Here is a 17,645-nt window from a genome sequence, read left to right as displayed (position 1 = left end):
CTGTTCCGATGGGGAAGGGCCGCCTGCCTGGGACCGTCATGGCAAAGGTCTTGATGGCGAGGGCTTTGGCTTGCGTCGTGGCCTGTGCCGCGCTGCTCTCGCTCGTCTTTGCGAGTGTGCCCGCGCGCGCCCAGACGGCATTCGACCGGCCCGGCGGCGATTATTTCAATACGCCGGTCACATCGGGTGATCCCGAGGACTGCGCGCTGCTTTGCGAGCGCGATCGCCGCTGCCGCGCCTGGAGCTTCGCCTATCCCGATATCGATGGCGCCGCGGCGGTGTGCTGGCTCAAGAATACCGTGCCGCCGCGACAGCCCGCCAATTGCTGCATCTCCGGGGTACGCGGGGCCGGCGTGATCGAGCCGCGCGTCGAGGGCGTCGAGACCTCGATCGACCGCCCCGGCGGCGATTTGCGCAATTTCGAGCTCAAGGAAGGTGAGGGCGAGGACGCCTGCAAGGCCGCCTGTATCGCCGACAACAAGTGTCGCGCCTTCACCTATGCCCGCCCCGGCTACACCGGCCGCGAAGCGCGCTGCTTCCTGAAGAAAGATATCAAGCCGCCGCGGCGGAAGGCCGGGTTCACGTCGGGCGTGGTGAGATAGGCAAGGTGCCGTAGGTGGGTTAGCCGTGTGGGCAAAGGCGCACTTGCGCCGTGCCCACCACCTCTCCATGAGTCCGACAGGACGTGGGCACGTCGCGCGAAGACGCGCGCCTTTGCCCACCCTACGAGATTTCACTCCGCGGCAATCACCGTCAGCTCCGGCCACAACGCCTTCCATCTCTGAGCTTTCACCGCGTAATTCGCCGCGGAGAAATTCGGACCCGGATTGGGGCGCGCAATCAGGCCTGCGACGTCATCGAAGCCATGCGGCGCGTAGACTTCGAAACCATCACCGGCGCGCCTCACGCCCACTTGCGTGTTCTGCGTCAGAAAACGGTCGATGCCGTCGGTCGAGCACGACAACGCCGGATAGGGCAGGCCGTGCTTGGCCGGGTACCACAGATGCACGCGGGCCTGGTTGCGGGTCTCGATCTTGACGCCGAGATGATCGAGGCGCGTTTGCAGCTTGCGGATGACGGCGTCCTCCGCGTCCCAGGAGGTATCGGGATCGAAGTAGAAGATGTCGTAATCCGCAATACCGTAATCGACGGCACGGCCCGTGAGCACGTTCCACACCGTCTGCACCAGGCATCCCGAGACCAGCCACGCGTCCGGCAGCGCAAGTCGATGAAGCTCGTCGATGATTGCGGTGTTGACCGGATTTTTCAGGGCGAGGGCGAGAAACTCGTCCTTGCCCATGTCGCGATCCCCTCAGCGCACGGCGGTGAAGAACCGCGCGAGGCGGAAGCCGGAGAGCCAGGTCCAGACCGGCTGGCCGCGCATGCCGAGATCCCAGGAGCCGAGCACGGCATCGGCACGGCCGACCAGATTGTCGACCGGCAAGAGGCCGACGCCGCCGGAGCGCAGCGGCACGCGGCTGTCGGCCGAGTTGTCCCTGTTATCGCCGAGCACGAACAAATGCCCGGCCGGTACCTTCACCTCCGGTGTGTTGTCGAGCGGGCCGTTGTCGCGCATCTTGAAGATCAGATGCGAGACGCCATTCGGCAGCGTCTCGACGTAACGGTAGGCCGGCTCGCTGCCGCCATTGTCGTCCTCGGCGGCGCCAACGCCGTCAGGCTTCAATTCGGCGGGACGGTCGTTGATGAAGAGCTGCCCCTGCCGCATCTGGATGCGGTCGCCGGGCAGGCCGACGACGCGCTTGACCCAGGCCTGCGAGCGGTCGCCGGGCCATCGGAACACGACGACGTCGCCTTGCTTCGGCATTTCCGCGAAGACACGGCCGGTCTCGGGCAAGTTGATCTGGATCGGCAGCGACGAGGTGCCGTAGCCATAGGGGAATTTCGAGGCGAGCAGCGCATCGCCGATCAGCAGCGTCGGCTCCATCGAGCCCGACGGCACGTAGAACGGCTCGGCCAGCGCGCCCTTGGCGATGAACACCGCGGCGACGATGCCGGCAAGCTGCATCAACTGGCCGGCCCAGCCGGAGCTCTTCCGCTTCGGAGCGGCCGTTACCTTCTCAACGCTCATGCGCCCGTTCCACCCACCGTAATGCGTTCCATCAGAAGCGACGGCTGGCCGACGCCGACCGGCACGCCCTGGCCGTTCTTGCCGCAGGTGCCGATGCCGGTATCGAGCGCGAGATCGTTGCCGATCATGCGGATGCGATGCAGGTCGGTCGGCCCGTTGCCGATCAGCATGGCGCCCTTCAGCGGCGCGCCCAGCTTGCCGTTCTCGATCTTGTAGGCCTCGGTGCACTGGAACACGTATTTGCCCGAGGTGATGTCGACCTGTCCGCCGCCGAAATTCGCGGCAAACACGCCGTTCTTCACCGACGCGAGAATCTCGGCCGGGTCGCGGTCGCCCGCGAGCATGTAGGTGTTGGTCATGCGCGGCATCGGCACATGGGCATAGCCCTGGCGGCGGCCGTTGCCGGTCGGCTTCATGTTCATCAGCCGCGCGTTCTGGCGGTCCTGCATGTAGCCGACCAGGATGCCGTCCTCGATCAGCACGGTCCGGTTGGTCGGCGTGCCCTCGTCGTCGATCGACAGCGAGCCCCGCCGCGAGGCGATGGTGCCGTCATCGACCACGGTGACGCCCTTGGCCGCGACCTGCTGGCCCATCAGGCCCGCAAAAGCAGAGGTCTTCTTGCGATTGAAGTCGCCTTCGAGGCCGTGGCCGACTGCCTCGTGCAGCATCACGCCGGGCCAGCCGGCGCCGAGCACGACGTCCATCTCGCCGGCGGGGGCGGGAATCGATTCCAGATTGACCAGGGCCTCGCGCAGTGCGCCGTCGGCGGCATCGCGCCAGGATTTGGTCTCAATGAATTCGGCATAGCCGGCGCGACCGCCATAGCCCTTGCTGCCGCTCTCCTGGCGGTCGCCTTGCCCTGCGACGACGGAGATGTTGACGCGCACCAGCGGGCGGATGTCGCGATAGCTCTCGCCGTCGGGCCGCAGGATCTCGACGACCTGCCAGGTCGCGCCCAGGCTGACGCTGACCTGCCGCACCCGCGGATCCTTGTCGCGCAGGTAAGCGTCGATCTCGGCCAGCAGCTTGACCTTGGTCTCGAAGCCGGGGGCATCGAGCGGGTTTTCATCGCCATAGAGGCGCACATTGGTGTGCGGAGGCGGCGCGGCAAAGCTGCCGGAATAGCCGCCGCGCACGGCCGCGACTGCGTCGGCGGCGCGAATCAGCGCCGGCAGCGACACATCGGAGGAGTGGGCGTAGCCCACGGCATCATCCTTGACCGCGCGTAAGCCAAAACCTTGCGAGGTGTCGTAGGTCGCCTGCTTGAGCCGTCCATTGTCGAACATCAGCGCTTCGGTCTGGCTGTATTCCAGGAACAATTCGCCGTCGTCGGCACCGGAGAGCCCGCGCGCGACCTCGTTGCGAACCTGGTCGCGATCGAGATTGGCGCGGTCGAGCAGGGAGGTTGTGGCAGGGTTGGTCATCGATCACCCATTGTCGGAGAGATGTCGGGCAACATAATGGCTTCGGGACCGTTCGGCGAGAGGGCGGTGCGTCACATTACGGAAACGACATGATTGAAATCATTGCCATATCCGAAGCCCGGATCGAAAGCTTCCACCGCGCGCTCGACACGGTTGCGCGGGAGCGGCGTCATCTGGCCTTTCTCGAGGCGCCCCCGCTGGAGGCAACGCGCAGTTTCGTCCTCGACATGATTGCGCAGGGAAATCCGCAATTCGTTGCGCTTTCCGGCGGCGACGTCGTCGGCTGGTGCGACGTCAGGCGCCATCCGCGCCCGATCTACGCCCATGCCGGCGTCCTCGGAACGGGAATTTTGCAGCCTTTCCGAGGCCAAGGGCTCGGAACGCGGCTGATCACGACGACGCTCGCCGCCGCGCAAGCGATAGGCCTGTCGCGAGTCGAACTCTCTGTTCGCGAGAACAATCTGAGCGCGATCGCGCTCTACGAGAGGGTCGGTTTTGCCGTCGAGGGGCTGTCGCGCAACGCCGTCAGAATCGACGGCGTGTACGAGAACGTGATCCAGATGGCGGTGCTGTTCTAGTGCTATCAGGACGGCTACGGAGCGCCGTGTGTCGGCTATGAGTTTAGTCCCTCACCGTCATCCTGAGGTGCTCGCCTTGCAAAGCAAGGCGAGCCTCGAAGGACGGCGGCCCGACTGGCAGCTCGGCCGTTCATCCTTCGAGGCTCGCACGGCAGCGCAACCGCGCTGCCGAACTCGCGCCTCAGGATGACGGGCCTGAGAACATGCGCCGGGCCCCTACGGCAGCTTGTCGTACCCCTCGCCGAGCCCGTTCAGGCTGAGCGGGAAGCCGATGCCTTCTTCCGGCGTCTCGAAGATGATGAAGGTCGCGGTCTTGGCGCTGCGGAGCTGGCCGAGCAGCTTGTCGTCCATGACGACCTCGGCGACGCAGCCATTGGGCAGGCAGCGCACGAAGCCGGCGCGGCCGACATCCTGGTTGTCGAGCTTCAACCCGAGGCCGGAGGGCAGCAGCACGCCTAAGGGGGCCACCACGCGCATCAGGCGGCTCTTCTGGTCGGCGGTCTTGAGCACGATCACGGTGAGGCCGGCATTGGAGCGGTCTTCGGCCACCACGCTCTGGATCAGGGCGCATTGCTCGGCCTGGGCGCCCGGCGGGGTATCGCAACGGATCTGCCAGTCGCCATGAACGGAACGCACCGCGCCCTGCGCATGGGCAGCGCTTGATAGGAAAAGGCCGGGAAGGGACAGGAAAAGGACGACCGCCACGAGGCGGATCAGCGTCGTGAGGCAGTCAGCCGGCCATACAACCGATCTTGGAGCCGATCTTGCCATGCATCTCGAAAGCCCCATCGGGGTCGGTCCCTCTGCTCGCTCGGGTCGCTCGCGCTGGTGGACAGATACGGGAATGACGGCGTCTTGAAGGCAATTCACAAGCAAATTCCGCGCCGCCTTGGCCGCCCTTGCCGCCACGAATCAGGTTCCTGCACGGCCCTGCGCCTGTGCCTACAGCGGGCAATTCGGCTGTCAAGCCGCGGCCTCCCGGGAAACGGTATTTTTGTCTGATGTTACTAGGAAATATCTTGCGGGTGATCGCTGACAGAGGGGCCTCAAGACTGCATTGCGATAGATCAAGAATTATGGTTTGAGAGGCTTGATTTCGGCGTTCTAGCGATCTGGCCCCAATTCCTCCTAGAGGTATTCTTGCGGCGGTTTGTCAGACGGGCGGATCGAATAAGCGTTCCCCAAAAATAGGGGAATGCACTTGGGGTGATTTCGTTAGGGGAGCGCGAACGGCATGAAGATGTCGATGGGCCGGGTGGGCCGGCACTTGCTGGGATTGGCCGTGGCGGGTCTGACGCTGGCGACGGGCGGTGCGGCATTTGCCGAGCTTGGGCAGCCCGAGCCGTGGGAATGGCACCTGCAGGGTTCCGGCTCCCCGGTGATGGACAACATCGTCTGGTTCCACAACTTCTTGTCCGTGCTGATCATCCTGATCACGCTGTTCGTGCTGGCGCTGCTGGTGATCGTGGTGATGAAGTTCAACGCGAGGGCCAATCCGGTGCCGTCGCGGACCACCCACAACACGCTGATCGAGGTGGTGTGGACGCTGGTGCCGGTGCTGATCCTGGTCGGCATCGCGGTGCCGTCGTTCCGCCTCCTGTTCCTCGAGCTCGACGTGCCGAAGGCGGATCTGACCGTGAAGGCGACCGGCAAGCAGTGGTACTGGTCCTACGCCTATCCTGATAACGGCAAGTTCGAGTTCGACTCGCTGCTGGCCCAGGACAAGCAGCCCCGCCTGCTCGGCGTCGACAACGAGATGGTGGTGCCGGTCAACAAGGTGATTCGTGTTCAGGTCACCGGTGCCGACGTCATCCACGCGTTCGCGCTGCCGGCGTTCGGCGTCAAGATCGACGCCATCCCGGGCCGGCTGAACGAGACCTGGTTCAAGGCCACCAAGACCGGCATGTTCTACGGCCAGTGCTCGGAGCTTTGCGGCAAGGACCACGCCTTCATGCCGATTGCCATTCGCGTGGTGAACGACCAGGAGTTCGCCTCCTGGGTCGATGCGGCGAAGAAGAAATTTGCGAGCGGCGGCACCAGCACCTTCGCCTCCGCAGCCGGTCCGACGCAGTAAGCGCCGGGCGACGGCTCAACCGGACTGAACGCGACATAAAGGGCGGGACCTCCACAGGTCCGAATGGGACGCAAGGCAGGATTTGAAAATGGCAACGAGCGCAGCGACACACGGCGATCACGCGCACCATGACGAGCACGCCCATCCGACCGGATGGCGTCGCTACGTCTATTCGACCAACCACAAGGACATCGGCACGATGTACCTGATCTTCGCGGTCATCGCGGGTATCATCGGTGCCGCGATGTCGATCGCGATCCGTGCCGAGTTGATGTTTCCGGGCGTGCAGATATTCCACGAAACGCACACCTATAACGTATTCGTGACCTCGCACGGCCTGATCATGATCTTCTTCATGGTCATGCCCGCGATGATCGGCGGCTTCGGCAACTGGTTCGTGCCGCTGATGATCGGCGCGCCCGACATGGCGTTCCCGCGCATGAACAACATCTCGTTCTGGCTGCTGCCGGCCTCCTTCGCGCTGCTGCTGCTGTCGAGCTTCGTCGAGGGCGAGCCCGGTGCCAACGGCGTCGGCGCCGGCTGGACCATCTACGCGCCGCTGTCGACCACGGGCCATCCGGGTCCGGCCGTCGACTTCGCGATCCTGTCGTTGCACCTGGCCGGTGCCTCCTCGATCCTCGGCGCCATCAACTTCATCACCACGATCTTCAACATGCGCGCGCCGGGCATGACCCTGCACAAGATGCCGCTGTTCGTGTGGTCGATCCTGGTGACGGTGTTCCTGCTGCTGCTGTCGCTGCCGGTCCTCGCCGGCGCGATCACCATGCTGCTCACCGACCGCAATTTCGGCACGACGTTCTTCTCGCCTGACGGCGGCGGCGATCCCGTGCTGTTCCAGCACCTGTTCTGGTTCTTCGGTCACCCCGAGGTGTACATCCTGATCCTGCCCGGTTTCGGCATGATCAGCCAGATCGTCTCGACCTTCTCGCGCAAGCCCGTGTTCGGCTATCTCGGCATGGCCTACGCCATGGTCGCGATCGGCGGCATCGGCTTCGTGGTGTGGGCGCACCACATGTACACGGTCGGCATGTCCTCGGCGACGCAGGCCTACTTCGTCGCCGCCACCATGGTGATCGCGGTGCCCACGGGCGTGAAGATCTTCTCCTGGATCGCCACGATGTGGGGCGGCTCGATCGAATTCCGCGCCCCGATGATCTGGGCCGTCGGCTTCATCTTCCTGTTCACGGTCGGCGGCGTCACCGGCGTCGTGCTGGCGAATGCCGGCGTCGACCGCGTGCTGCAGGAGACCTACTACGTCGTCGCGCACTTCCACTACGTGCTGTCGCTCGGTGCGGTGTTCGCGATCTTCGCCGGCTGGTACTACTGGTTCCCGAAGATGACGGGCTACATGTACAACGAGACGCTGGCGAAAGCGCATTTCTGGGTCACCTTCATCGGCGTCAATCTGGTGTTCTTCCCGCAGCACTTCCTCGGCCTGTCGGGCATGCCGCGCCGCTATGTCGACTATCCGGATGCGTTCGCCGGCTGGAATCTGATCTCCTCGATCGGCTCCTACATCTCCGGCTTCGGCGTGCTGATCTTCCTCTACTGCGTGCTCGACGCCTTCATGAAGAAGGTCCCGGCGGGCGACAATCCGTGGGGCGCCGGCGCCACCACGCTGGAATGGACGCTGCCCTCGCCGCCGCCCTTCCACCAGTTCGAAGTGCTGCCCCGCGTGCAGTAAGCAACCCGACTCCCGCGGCGCCCGCGACGGGCGCCGCGGCTCTGCAACGAAACGAGCAGGTTTAAGTGTCCGTCCTCGATCAGAATGCCATCGACATCAATCCCCGCGTCTCCGAGGCGGAGGTTGGTGACTACCTCGCGCTGCTCAAGCCGCGGGTGATGTCGCTCGTGATCTTCACCGCGCTGGTCGGGATGGCGATGGCGCCGGGACATTTCCACTGGGTGCTCGCCATCACCTCGCTGCTCTGCATCGCCGTCGGCGCCGGCGCCTCCGGCGCGCTCAACATGGCGCTCGAGGGCGATATCGACGCCAAGATGTCGCGCACCGCGAACCGCCCGATCCCGCGTGGCCGCATCACCCGGCCCGAGGCGATGACGTTCGGGATGACGCTCGCCTTCTTCTCGGTGATGACGCTCGGCATCCTCGTCAACTGGATCGCGGGCGCGCTGCTCGCCTTCACCATCTTCTTCTACGTCGTCATCTATACGATGGGCCTGAAGCGCTGGACCGCGCAGAACATCGTGATCGGCGGCGCCGCCGGCGCCTTGCCGCCGGTGGTGGCCTGGGCGTCCGTCACGGGCACGGTCGACGTCGAGCCGCTGCTGCTGTTCGCCATCATCTTCTTCTGGACGCCGCCGCACTTCTGGGCGCTGGCGCTGTTCCGTTCCGACGACTATGCCCGCGCCGGCATTCCGATGCTGCCCAATGTCGCCGGCCCGGACGCGACCCGCCTGCAGATCCTGCTCTACACGATCGTGCTGATCGCGGTGGCCGCAGCGCCCTGGGCGCTCGGCTATTTCGACGCCGTCTACGGCATCGTCTCGCTGATCCTCGGCGCCGGCATGCTGGTGCTCGCCATCAACGTCTACTTCCGCCGCGAGCGCAGCCAGTCGCTGCGCGCAACGCGAAAGCTGTTCGCCTTCTCGATCCTGTACCTGTTCGCGATGTTCGCGACCTTGCTGGCCGAGGTCGTATTCCCTGTGCTTGCTCGGATGGTAGGGGGCGCATGATCACGGCGATGGCTGACAAACCCGAGCCAGATGGAATCGTCCTCACCGAGGCGCAGAAGAAGAGCCGTCGTCAGCGCTCCATTGCCATTGCTTTGGCGCTCGGTGTGCTCGTCGTCCTTTTCTTCGCCGTCACCATGGTCAAGGGACCGGCGGTTCTCGTTCGGCCGTTGTAGGGGCAGATGGATCAGAAGCCGACCATATCGCAGCATCAGAGCCGAACGGCCGGCAAGGGCCGGGGCCTCGGCCGCGATGTGCTGGTCGCCTCGATCTGCGGCGGCGTGGTCGCATTGATGGTCGGAGCGTCCTACGCGGCGGTGCCGTTCTACAACTGGTTCTGCCGCGCCACCGGCTTCAACGGCACCACGCAGGTCGCGACCTCCGCGCCCGCCAGCGGCCCGATCGCACGCAAGATCGCGGTGCGGTTCGATTCCAACGTCGCCCCCGGCCTGCCCTGGAAGTTCGAGCCGGAGCAGACCGAGGTCGAGGTCAATATCGGTCAGGTCACCACCATCTATTACACCGTGACCAACCAGGCCGCGCGCATCACCTCAGGGCAGGCCGCCTACAATGTCGCGCCGCTGACGGTCGGGTCGTATTTCCAGAAGATCAACTGCTTCTGCTTCACCGAGCAGACCATGGCGCCCGGCGAGAAGCGCGAGATGCCCGTGGTGTTCTACGTCGATCCGTCGATCGTCGGCGACCACGACAATGACGGGCTCAGCACCATCACGCTGTCCTACACGTTCTATCCGGTGAAGGATCCGGTGGTGAAGCCGCTCGCATCCGGTGATGACAACAAGCGCAAGGGAAATCTCCAGCCGCCGGGTTGACGCTTCGGAGGTTGGACCAAGGGGATAAGTGCCGGACAGGCACGGGATTGAGGAGACAGACCGCAATGGCTACCGCGCAAGGCAAGCATCACGACTACCATCTGGTCGATCCGTCTCCGTGGCCGGCGGTCGGCTCGGTCTCCGCCTTCATCATGGCGGTCGGTGCGATCTCCTGGATGCACCACATGTTCTCCGCCGCGCCGATCGTGTTCGGTATCGGCACCGTCGGCGTGCTCTACACCATGGCGAGCTGGTGGGGCGACGTGATCAAGGAAGCCCAGTACAAGGGCGACCACACCCGCGTCGTGCAGCTGCATCACCGCTACGGCATGATCCTGTTCATCGCCTCCGAGGTGATGTTCTTCGTCGCCTGGTTCTGGGCCTATTTCAACGCCGCGCTGTTTCCGGCCGACGCCGTCCACGCCACCCGTGACGCGGTGTTCGGTTGCGGTCTCGGCACGGCGGCCGGCGCCTGCGCGGTGCCGGGCACCTGGCCGCCCCATGGTATCGAAACCTTCGATCCCTGGCATCTGCCGCTGCTCAACACGCTGATCCTGCTCACCTCGGGCACCACGGTCACCTGGGCGCACCACGCCCTGCTCGAGAACGATCGCCAGGGCCTGAAATATGGCCTGATCCTCACCATCCTGCTGGGCGCGACCTTCACCTGCGTGCAGGCCTACGAATACAGCCACGCGGCGTTCTCCTTCGCCGGCAACGTCTACGGCGCGACCTTCTTCATGGCGACCGGCTTCCACGGTTTTCACGTGCTGGTCGGCACCGTCTTCCTGATCGTGTGCCTGGCGCGCGCCTATGCCGGCCACTTCACGCCGAAGCAGCACCTCGGCTTCGAGTTCGCCGCCTGGTACTGGCATTTCGTCGACGTGGTCTGGCTGTTCCTGTTCCTCTGCATCTATGTCTGGGGACACGGTGCCGAGGCCATGGCCCACGGCGCGCACTGAGCCGGGACGGATCAATCTGCAAAGGGCGGCCGCAGGGCCGCCCTTTCGTTATCCAGCGGCCGGAGTTTGGGCCGAAATTGTGATAGGCTTGCGTGTGATGAACGACACTGCCGACACCCCGGAGGCCCAGCCCACCGTGCTGCAAAGCGCGCTGCGCGGGCTCGCCTGCAAATGCCCGCGCTGCGGTGAGGGCAAGCTCTATGCGGGCTTCCTGACGCTGGCGCCTTCCTGCAGCCGTTGCGGCCTCGACTACGCCTTCATCGATGCCGGCGATGGTCCGGCGATCTTCATCATCATGCTGGCCGGCGCGATCGTGGTTGGCTGCGCGCTCGTCGTCGAGGTCAAGTATCAGCCGCCATTCTGGCTGCATGCGGTGCTGTGGCTGCCGCTGATCCTCGCCACCACGCTCCTGCCGCTACGCTCGATGAAGTCGCTTCTGATCGCGCTGCAATTCCATCACAAGGCAGCACCCGGCCGGTTGATCGACCGCGCGAAATGAACGAGACGTCGCGCAAGCCCGGCGTCGCCGGCTTCATGCTGTTCACACTTTTGCTGACCGCGGCTTTCGTCGCGCTCGGAATCTGGCAATTGCAGCGCCGCTCCGCCAAGCACGAGCTGATCGCAGCGCTCACCGAGCGCCTCGCGGCAGCACCCATTGCGCTGCCGCCTTCAGAGCAATGGCCCGCGCTGACGCCTGCGCGCGATGAGTTTCGCCGCGTCAGCTTCACCGCGACCTATGCGCCCCTGCCGGATGCCATGGTCTATTCCTCCGGCTCCGCGGTGCGCAAGGATGCATCCACGCCCGGCACCTGGGCCTTCCTGCCGGCGCGGCTGCCGAGCGGCGAGATCGTGGTGATCGATGCGGGCTTCGTCGAGAACACGATGCAGGACCGCGGCGTCGAGGATCGCGCCGTGCAGAAGCTCGTCACCGGCACGCCCGCTACACTCACGGGCTATTTGCGTTTCCCGGAGGCGCCGGGATGGCTGACGCCGGCCGAGAATCGCGACAAGCGGTTGTGGTTCGTGCGCGATCATCTGGCGATCGCAGGTGCCTTGGGCTGGGGCACGACCGCGCCGTTCTATATCGATCTGGAGCAGCCGGTGCCTGCGAACGGCATCCCCCGTCCGGGGCCGCTCGATGTGCATCTGAAGGACGATCATCTCCAATACGCCATCACCTGGTTCACGCTCGCCGGCGCCGTGCTCATCGCCTTTGCCGTGTGGGTGAGAGGACGGCGCCAGGGCGGCGCGAGCCCGTAGGTTCCCGGTGGGAACCCGGTATCGTCCGGTCTATATTATTCAGCGCATATTCACGAGGGTGGTCCTAATCCGCCTTCAGGTTTTTTCCGCGGCAAACAGGATTGCTGGCGTTGAGCGATTTCGATCAGATGGGACTTGTCATTGATTGGGTGGATGCCTGCCGCAAGGGCGACCTAGCGATGCTACTCGATCTCTATGCCGACGACGCCAAGCTGGAATGCACGTGCAACGGCACGCAGATTTATCGCGGCCGGGGCGAACTCGAAACCTATTGGGGACCGAAGCTCAGCGCCTTTTCCTCGGCGGGTTTCGGCCTGGAGGAAATCCACCCGGCACAGAGCGGCATCGATCTCGAATATTCCGTTGCGGGTGCGCTGCGCATCCGCGCCTCGTTTCGCTTCAGTGCGGAAGGCAAGATCCACAGCACGCTGTGCGAACCGGCGCAGCAGGGTTCGCACGATTGCTGTGCGTGTTAATCTACCTCGGCTCGGCCCTGATCTCCCCGCGTGGAAGGCGGCAGCGCACATAGGTGCGTTGGTCCGCACGCAGCAATGACAGCGAGCCGCTGAGCGCGCGCACGCGCTCGTGCATGCCGGTCAGGCCGCGGCCGAAGACATTGTCGGCGGGAAAGCCGCCGCCGTCATCGGAGACTTCGATGGTGAGCGCATCGCCTGACGTCGCCGCCTCCACATGGGCATTCCTCGCTCCGGCGTGGCGCAGCACATTGGTCAACGCCTCCTGGATCACACGATAGACGGTCTGGGCCAACGGCCCTCTGATCCCGTTGAGATCAGGATCGATCGTTGCGGTGAGGCCGATATCCGGTGCCTGCGCGCGAAAATTGCGCAGCAGCGTTTGCACGCTGGCCTCGAGCCCCAGTTCCTCGATGTAGAGTGGCCGCAACCGGTCGAGGATGCGGCGATTGGTCTGCTGGAGCGCCTCGATGGACCGCATCACCTCCTGCACGGAGTTGCCGAGATGTCCCGTCTGCGGCGAGGCTTCGCTCAATGCGATCGTGCCGGCACGGATGCTGAACAGCAACGGGCCAAGCTCGTCATGCAGCTCGCGGGCGAGATCGTGCCGCTCATCATCCTGGAGCGACACCAGGCGATGCAACAGGTCGCGATTGTGCTGGCTCAATTGCGCGAGCGTTGCGGCAAGGGCATTGGCTTCCTTGCAGCTCTGCCGGATTTCCGGCGGCCCCGCGACCGGGATCGGCGTCGCATAATCGCCGCGTTGTATGCGCGTCAGGCCTGCGCCGAGATCTTGCAGCGGCTGCAGCGTCGATCTTGCGAAGAGATAGGCGATCGCGCCGGTCAACGCCATCAGCACCGCGACGAGGCCCATCAGGGCCAGAAAACCGACCCATTTCTCGAACAGGTCGGCCGACAGGTCGGGCCTGAACACGATGTCGCCAACGCGCCTGCCGTCGATCATCACAGGCGATGCTGCATCGATATCCGGGATGGCGATCAGGTCCACGAACCATTGCGGGACGCCATGCGCGCCGTGCAGGCCGTCCCGGACGGAAGGCGCGGGACCCGCCTCCGCTGGATGGAATTGGATATCGGAGGAGGTGCCCAAAGATTTGACAAAAGCGTCGAGCATCTTGCTCGGATTGTCTGACGCGCTCAGGGCGCTGTTGAGTGCGACCGCGATGGTCTGAGCCGAGCGTCGACCAGGCTCGTTCTCGTCGGCCAGCTGGCCGGCCGAGAAGGTCTGGAGCAGCACGCCGCCCATGACCAGCGCGGCGACGAAGCTCACGCCGAGTGGAAGGAATAACTGGGTCCTGAATGGAAGTCGTTGCCACATTAGGACAATTCTAACGCGCATTGGCGGGATTCTCTCTTTCCATTTGTTCCCGCCGGTCTATGACTTGCCAAAACACGAGAGCGCGAATGCAAGATACAACCAAACTGGCGACCCGGGTCCTCATCGTCGACGACCACCCCGTTGTGCTGTCAGGTTGTCGCACCCTGTTTGCCTCCGATCATTCGATTCGGATCGACGAAGCGAACGACGCCAAATCCGGACACAAGGCCTATATCAGCAAGCGGCCGGACGTCACGGTCATCGACATCAGCCTGCCAGACGTCTCGGGCTTCGAGCTGATGCGCCGGATCCGCAAGGACGATCCGGGCGCCAAGATCATCATGTTCAGCATGAATGAAGATCCGGCCTTCGTGGTGCGCGCGGTGGAGCTCGGGGCGCAGGGCTATGTCTCCAAGGGCGACGATCCCCGGATCCTGCTCAAGGCCGTGCGCAAGGTGGTCGCCGGCGACAATTTCATCTCGCCGCAGCTTGCGGAGGCGGTAACCTTCTCGGGCGCCGCGATCAAGGCGAATCCGGCCTCGCAGATGACGCCACGGGAGCTCGAAATTCTCCGCCTGCTCGGGCGCGGCCACAAGATCGTCGAAGTCGCCGAGGCGCTCGGTATCTCCTACAAGACCGTCGCCAACACCACCTCCCTTCTCAAGCAGAAGCTGGGGGCCAAGAACCATTCCGACCTGATTCGGATCGCGGTGGAAATCGGGATGAACTCACCCGTCAGGGGCTGAGCCGGCTGCCCCAGGATGCAGCCGGCTCGGCCGGCGGACCGGTTTGCCGCACGCCTTCTGCAGAGTTAGGAAAAAGCGGCAATGATGCCGCGCGCCCGGCGACGCTCGCGGGCACTGCGCCGGGGGCAACCGGGAAAAACCGGAACATTTGGCGCTGCGCGCCGTTTTCTCCTTGACGATTTCGTGACAGGAAACGATAGCTCGAACCAGCGATTTTCGGGGCGGGCGCCCCAGCGACGAAACCGGGTCTGCACACATCAACGACAGACCTTCCAAGAGAAGGGCTGCGGCCTCGCCGCAGCCCTTTTTCCGTTGGGCATGGTGCGGCCCTCCAAAACACTCTATGGTGCCGCAAAGCCTCTGGCTTGGAACTAGGAACATCGTGAAATCAAAGGCTTAAGGCCCGGACTGGGACCGCGCCAGCCTTTGGAGGGCAGTTTGACTCGTTATATCTCGACCCGGGGCGAGGCCCCTGAGCTTGGCTTCTGCGACGTGATGCTGACGGGGCTTGCCCGCGACGGCGGCCTGTACGTGCCGGTGACCTGGCCGCTTCTGCCAGCCGAGACCATCGCCGGCTTCTTTGGCCGGCCCTATTGGGAGGTCGCGGTCGACGTGATCCGTCCGTTCGTCGGCGGGGAGATTTCCGACGCCGAGCTCGGCCGCATGGCGAACGAGGCCTATGCCACCTTCCGTCATCCGGCCGTGGTGCCGTTGCGGCAGATGTCGCCGCATCAATTCGTGCTGGAGCTGTTTCACGGTCCGACGCTCGCGTTCAAGGACGTGGCGATGCAGCTGATCTCGCGGCTGATGGACCATGTGCTCGCCAAGCGCGGCCAGCGCACCACCATCGTGGTCGCAACCTCGGGCGACACCGGCGGTGCCGCGGTCGAAGCCTTCGCAGGCCTGGAGAATGTCGACCTCATCGTGCTGTTTCCGCACCAGCGCATCTCCGAGGTGCAGCAGCGCATGATGACGACGACGGGCGCGGCCAATGTCCACGCGCTCGCCATCGAGGGCAATTTCGACGATTGCCAGGCGCTGGTGAAGGGGATGTTCAACAATCATCGCTTCCGCGATGCGACCTCGCTGTCCGGCGTCAATTCCATCAACTGGGCACGCATCGTCGCGCAGGTGGTCTACTACTTCACGTCAGCGGTTGCCGCCGGCGCTCCGGCGCGCGCGGTGGACTTCATCGTGCCGACAGGCAATTTCGGCGATATTTTTGCCGGCTATGTCGCCAAGCGCATGGGTCTTCCGGTGCGCACGCTGCGCATCGCCGCCAACGTCAACGACATCCTTGCCCGCACGCTCAAGACCGGCATCTACGAGGTGCGGGAGGTTCACGCCACGGCATCGCCGTCGATGGACATCCAGATCTCCTCGAATTTCGAGCGGCTGCTGTTCGAGGCGAGCAAGCGCGATGCGGGCAGTGTGCGGCGGCTGATGGATCAGCTGAAGCAATCGGGACGTTTCGTCCTGCCCGACGCCACGCTCGCCGCGATCCGCGAAGAATTCGACGCCGGCCGCGCCGACGAGACCGAGACCGCGGCTGCGATCCGCGCCGCCTGGCGCGAGGCCGGCGAGCTGGTCGATCCCCACACCGCGGTGGCGCTTGCGGTTGCCGATCGCGATACCACCGACACGACCGTCCCCAACATCGTGCTCTCGACCGCGCATCCCGCCAAATTCCCCGATGCGGTCGAGGCGGCCTGCGGCCAGCGGCCGCTTCTGCCGGCCTGGCTCGACGGTCTCATGACCAAGTCCGAACAGATGAAGGTGATGAAGAACGATCAGGCCGAGGTGGAGCGGTTCGTGCTGTCGGTCAGCCGCGCCGCAAAACAGGGAGTTGCCGGATGAGCGTCGAGATCACCAAGCTTGCGTCCGGCCTGACTGTCGTCACCGACAACATGCCGCATCTGGAGACCGCCGCGCTCGGGGTCTGGGCCGGGGTCGGCGGCCGCGACGAGAAGCCGAACGAGCACGGCATCTCCCATCTGCTGGAACATATGGCCTTCAAGGGCACCACGGGACGTTCCTCGCGCGAGATCGTCGAGGAGATCGAGGCGGTCGGCGGCGATCTCAACGCCGGCACCTCGACCGAGACCACGTCCTATTATGCCCGGGTGATGAAGGCCGACGTGCCGCTCGCGCTCGACGTGCTCGCCGACATCCTCGCCAATCCCGCCTTCGAGCCCGACGAGCTCGAGCGCGAGAAGAACGTCATCGTTCAGGAGATCGGTGCGGCGCAGGATACCCCTGATGACGTCGTGTTCGAGCATCTCAACGAGCTCTGCTATCCCGACCAGCCGATGGGCCGCTCGCTGCTCGGTACCGCCAAGACGCTGAAGAGCTTCAATCGCGACTCGCTGCGCAATTACCTCTCGACGCATTACCGCGGCCCCGACATGGTGGTGGCGGCGGCCGGCGCCGTCGATCACAAGCAGGTGGTCGCCGAGGCCGAGAAGCGCTTTGCGAGCTTTGATGCGACGCCGGGGCCGAAGCCCCAGCCTGCCCAATTCGGCAAGGGCGGCACCAAGGTCGTGCATCGCGAGCTCGAGCAGGCGCATCTGACGCTGGCGCTGGAGGGCGTGCCGCAGACCGATCTGTCGCTGTTCTCGCTCCAGGTCTTCACCAACATCCTCGGCGGCGGGATGTCGTCGCGGCTGTTCCAGGAGGTGCGCGAGAAGCGTGGCCTCTGCTATTCCATCTACACCTTCCACGCGCCCTACACCGACACCGGCTTCTTCGGTCTCTACACCGGCACCGATCCGGCCGACGCGCCTGAAATGATGGAGGTCGTGGTCGACATCATGAATGATTCGGTCGAGACCCTGACCGAGGCCGAGATCGCCCGCGCCAAGGCGCAGATGAAGGCGGGCCTCTTGATGGCGCTGGAGAGCTGTTCCTCGCGCGCCGAGCAGCTCGCCCGGCACGTGCTGGCCTATGGCCGGCCGCAGACGGTGCAGGAACTGGTGTCCCGGATCGATGCCGTCAGCGTCGAATCGACCCGCGATGCGGCGCGGGCACTGCTGTCGCGCAGCCGCCCTGCCGTTGTCGCATTAGGCAGCGGCAGGGGTCTGGACACGGCGGTGTCTTTTGCGGAAGGATTGACCCGGGCGCGCGCCAAAGCTCGGCTTCACTAAAAGGCGCGGCTG

Annotated in this window: 19 protein-coding genes; 14 read left to right on the top strand and 5 right to left on the bottom strand. The window is 64.7% G+C overall.

What is annotated here, in order from left to right; genetic code table 11:
* The first annotated feature begins 8 nt into the window (after positions 1-8).
* A complete protein-coding gene (locus tag XH98_RS08945) occupies positions 9-602 on the top strand; it encodes a PAN domain-containing protein (protein ID WP_271618562.1) in 594 nt (197 codons plus the stop codon).
* A 131-nt stretch (positions 603-733) separates the two neighbouring features.
* Here XH98_RS08945 and XH98_RS08940 read toward each other — a convergent pair whose 3' ends face one another.
* Genes XH98_RS08940 through tldD form a run of 3 tightly spaced genes read right to left on the bottom strand, consistent with a single transcriptional unit; the run spans position 734 to position 3,513 of the window.
* On the bottom strand, positions 734-1,300 hold the full coding sequence (locus tag XH98_RS08940) for a nucleotidyltransferase family protein (RefSeq protein WP_271599076.1): 567 nt from the start codon (positions 1,298-1,300) through the stop codon (positions 734-736).
* Positions 1,301-1,312: 12 nt separating this feature from the next.
* Positions 1,313-2,089: a signal peptidase I gene (lepB, locus tag XH98_RS08935; RefSeq protein ID WP_057746034.1), complete on the bottom strand. Its 777-nt coding sequence runs from the start codon at positions 2,087-2,089 to the stop codon at positions 1,313-1,315.
* Positions 2,086-3,513: a metalloprotease TldD gene (tldD, locus tag XH98_RS08930; RefSeq protein WP_271599077.1), complete on the bottom strand. Its 1,428-nt coding sequence runs from the start codon at positions 3,511-3,513 to the stop codon at positions 2,086-2,088. Before tldD ends, lepB begins: the two co-directional genes overlap by 4 nt.
* A gap of 89 nt (positions 3,514-3,602) precedes the next feature.
* On the opposite strand from tldD, the gene XH98_RS08925 reads away from it, so the two are divergent.
* Positions 3,603-4,091 carry a GNAT family N-acetyltransferase gene (locus XH98_RS08925; protein WP_271618391.1) on the top strand — a complete coding sequence of 163 codons (489 nt, stop codon included), beginning with the start codon at positions 3,603-3,605 and terminating at the stop codon, positions 4,089-4,091.
* A gap of 216 nt (positions 4,092-4,307) precedes the next feature.
* On the opposite strand, the gene XH98_RS08920 is transcribed toward XH98_RS08925, so the two are convergent.
* The gene (locus XH98_RS08920) at positions 4,308-4,880 is read right to left on the bottom strand and encodes an invasion associated locus B family protein (protein ID WP_271599079.1); all 573 of its coding nucleotides are present in this window, start codon (positions 4,878-4,880) and stop codon (positions 4,308-4,310) included.
* Between the two features lie 445 nt (positions 4,881-5,325).
* Between XH98_RS08920 and coxB the strand changes: the two genes are divergently transcribed.
* From coxB to XH98_RS08875, 9 genes are all read left to right on the top strand, one after another.
* On the top strand, positions 5,326-6,165 hold the full coding sequence (gene coxB, locus XH98_RS08915) for a cytochrome c oxidase subunit II (RefSeq protein WP_057746038.1): 840 nt from the start codon (positions 5,326-5,328) through the stop codon (positions 6,163-6,165).
* A gap of 88 nt (positions 6,166-6,253) precedes the next feature.
* Positions 6,254-7,870: a cytochrome c oxidase subunit I gene (ctaD, locus tag XH98_RS08910; RefSeq protein ID WP_220006769.1), complete on the top strand. Its 1,617-nt coding sequence runs from the start codon at positions 6,254-6,256 to the stop codon at positions 7,868-7,870.
* A 65-nt stretch (positions 7,871-7,935) separates the two neighbouring features.
* Positions 7,936-8,880 (top strand): heme o synthase, encoded by a 945-nt coding sequence (locus XH98_RS08905; protein WP_271618390.1) that lies wholly within the window; start codon positions 7,936-7,938, stop codon positions 8,878-8,880.
* Positions 8,877-9,053: a hypothetical protein gene (locus tag XH98_RS08900; RefSeq protein WP_057746048.1), complete on the top strand. Its 177-nt coding sequence runs from the start codon at positions 8,877-8,879 to the stop codon at positions 9,051-9,053. Before XH98_RS08905 ends, XH98_RS08900 begins: the two co-directional genes overlap by 4 nt.
* A gap of 6 nt (positions 9,054-9,059) precedes the next feature.
* On the top strand, positions 9,060-9,710 hold the full coding sequence (locus XH98_RS08895) for a cytochrome c oxidase assembly protein (RefSeq protein WP_271599081.1): 651 nt from the start codon (positions 9,060-9,062) through the stop codon (positions 9,708-9,710).
* Between the two features lie 65 nt (positions 9,711-9,775).
* Positions 9,776-10,672, top strand: coding sequence for a cytochrome c oxidase subunit 3 (locus XH98_RS08890; protein WP_271599082.1), 897 nt, complete (start codon positions 9,776-9,778; stop codon positions 10,670-10,672).
* Positions 10,673-10,769: 97 nt separating this feature from the next.
* A complete protein-coding gene (locus XH98_RS08885; protein ID WP_057746057.1) occupies positions 10,770-11,171 on the top strand; it encodes a DUF983 domain-containing protein in 402 nt (133 codons plus the stop codon).
* A complete protein-coding gene (locus XH98_RS08880) occupies positions 11,168-11,932 on the top strand; it encodes an SURF1 family protein (protein WP_271618389.1) in 765 nt (254 codons plus the stop codon). The genes XH98_RS08885 and XH98_RS08880 overlap by 4 nt, the downstream gene beginning before the upstream one ends.
* Before the next feature lie 110 nt (positions 11,933-12,042).
* Positions 12,043-12,408 (top strand): nuclear transport factor 2 family protein, encoded by a 366-nt coding sequence (locus XH98_RS08875; RefSeq protein ID WP_057746063.1) that lies wholly within the window; start codon positions 12,043-12,045, stop codon positions 12,406-12,408.
* Position 12,409: 1 nt separating this feature from the next.
* Here XH98_RS08875 and XH98_RS08870 read toward each other — a convergent pair whose 3' ends face one another.
* Positions 12,410-13,744: a histidine kinase gene (locus tag XH98_RS08870; RefSeq protein WP_271599084.1), complete on the bottom strand. Its 1,335-nt coding sequence runs from the start codon at positions 13,742-13,744 to the stop codon at positions 12,410-12,412.
* 86 nt (positions 13,745-13,830) lie between these two features.
* On the opposite strand from XH98_RS08870, the gene XH98_RS08865 reads away from it, so the two are divergent.
* From XH98_RS08865 to XH98_RS08855, 3 genes are all read left to right on the top strand, one after another.
* Entirely contained in the window at positions 13,831-14,490 is a 660-nt protein-coding gene (locus tag XH98_RS08865; RefSeq protein ID WP_057746069.1) for a response regulator transcription factor, read from the top strand.
* Between the two features lie 438 nt (positions 14,491-14,928).
* Complete coding sequence (gene thrC, locus XH98_RS08860; RefSeq protein ID WP_271618388.1) at positions 14,929-16,347, top strand: threonine synthase; 1,419 nt, start codon at positions 14,929-14,931, stop codon at positions 16,345-16,347.
* Complete coding sequence (locus tag XH98_RS08855) at positions 16,344-17,633, top strand: M16 family metallopeptidase (protein ID WP_057746075.1); 1,290 nt, start codon at positions 16,344-16,346, stop codon at positions 17,631-17,633. The genes thrC and XH98_RS08855 overlap by 4 nt, the downstream gene beginning before the upstream one ends.
* The last annotated feature ends 12 nt before the right edge of the window (positions 17,634-17,645 follow it).

This window comes from Bradyrhizobium sp. CCBAU 51745, assembly GCF_028128715.1.
GTDB classification, from domain to species: Bacteria; Pseudomonadota; Alphaproteobacteria; order Rhizobiales; family Xanthobacteraceae; genus Bradyrhizobium; species Bradyrhizobium manausense.
This window is presented reverse-complemented; position numbering and strand designations above follow the sequence as displayed.

Coding starts and splice junctions, on each gene's coding strand:
- XH98_RS08895 (WP_271599081.1), top strand. CDS start 9,060: ATGGATCAGAAGCCGACCATATCGCAGCATCAGAGCCGAACGGCCGGC.
- coxB (WP_057746038.1), top strand. CDS start 5,326: ATGAAGATGTCGATGGGCCGGGTGGGCCGGCACTTGCTGGGATTGGCC.
- XH98_RS08940 (WP_271599076.1), bottom strand. CDS start 1,300: ATGGGCAAGGACGAGTTTCTCGCCCTCGCCCTGAAAAATCCGGTCAAC.
- XH98_RS08880 (WP_271618389.1), top strand. CDS start 11,168: ATGAACGAGACGTCGCGCAAGCCCGGCGTCGCCGGCTTCATGCTGTTC.
- XH98_RS08920 (WP_271599079.1), bottom strand. CDS start 4,880: ATGGGGCTTTCGAGATGCATGGCAAGATCGGCTCCAAGATCGGTTGTA.
- lepB (WP_057746034.1), bottom strand. CDS start 2,089: ATGAGCGTTGAGAAGGTAACGGCCGCTCCGAAGCGGAAGAGCTCCGGC.
- XH98_RS08945 (WP_271618562.1), top strand. CDS start 9: ATGGGGAAGGGCCGCCTGCCTGGGACCGTCATGGCAAAGGTCTTGATG.
- XH98_RS08925 (WP_271618391.1), top strand. CDS start 3,603: ATGATTGAAATCATTGCCATATCCGAAGCCCGGATCGAAAGCTTCCAC.
- XH98_RS08870 (WP_271599084.1), bottom strand. CDS start 13,744: ATGTGGCAACGACTTCCATTCAGGACCCAGTTATTCCTTCCACTCGGC.
- XH98_RS08855 (WP_057746075.1), top strand. CDS start 16,344: ATGAGCGTCGAGATCACCAAGCTTGCGTCCGGCCTGACTGTCGTCACC.
- XH98_RS08890 (WP_271599082.1), top strand. CDS start 9,776: ATGGCTACCGCGCAAGGCAAGCATCACGACTACCATCTGGTCGATCCG.
- ctaD (WP_220006769.1), top strand. CDS start 6,254: ATGGCAACGAGCGCAGCGACACACGGCGATCACGCGCACCATGACGAG.
- XH98_RS08865 (WP_057746069.1), top strand. CDS start 13,831: ATGCAAGATACAACCAAACTGGCGACCCGGGTCCTCATCGTCGACGAC.
- XH98_RS08885 (WP_057746057.1), top strand. CDS start 10,770: ATGAACGACACTGCCGACACCCCGGAGGCCCAGCCCACCGTGCTGCAA.
- XH98_RS08900 (WP_057746048.1), top strand. CDS start 8,877: ATGATCACGGCGATGGCTGACAAACCCGAGCCAGATGGAATCGTCCTC.
- tldD (WP_271599077.1), bottom strand. CDS start 3,513: ATGACCAACCCTGCCACAACCTCCCTGCTCGACCGCGCCAATCTCGAT.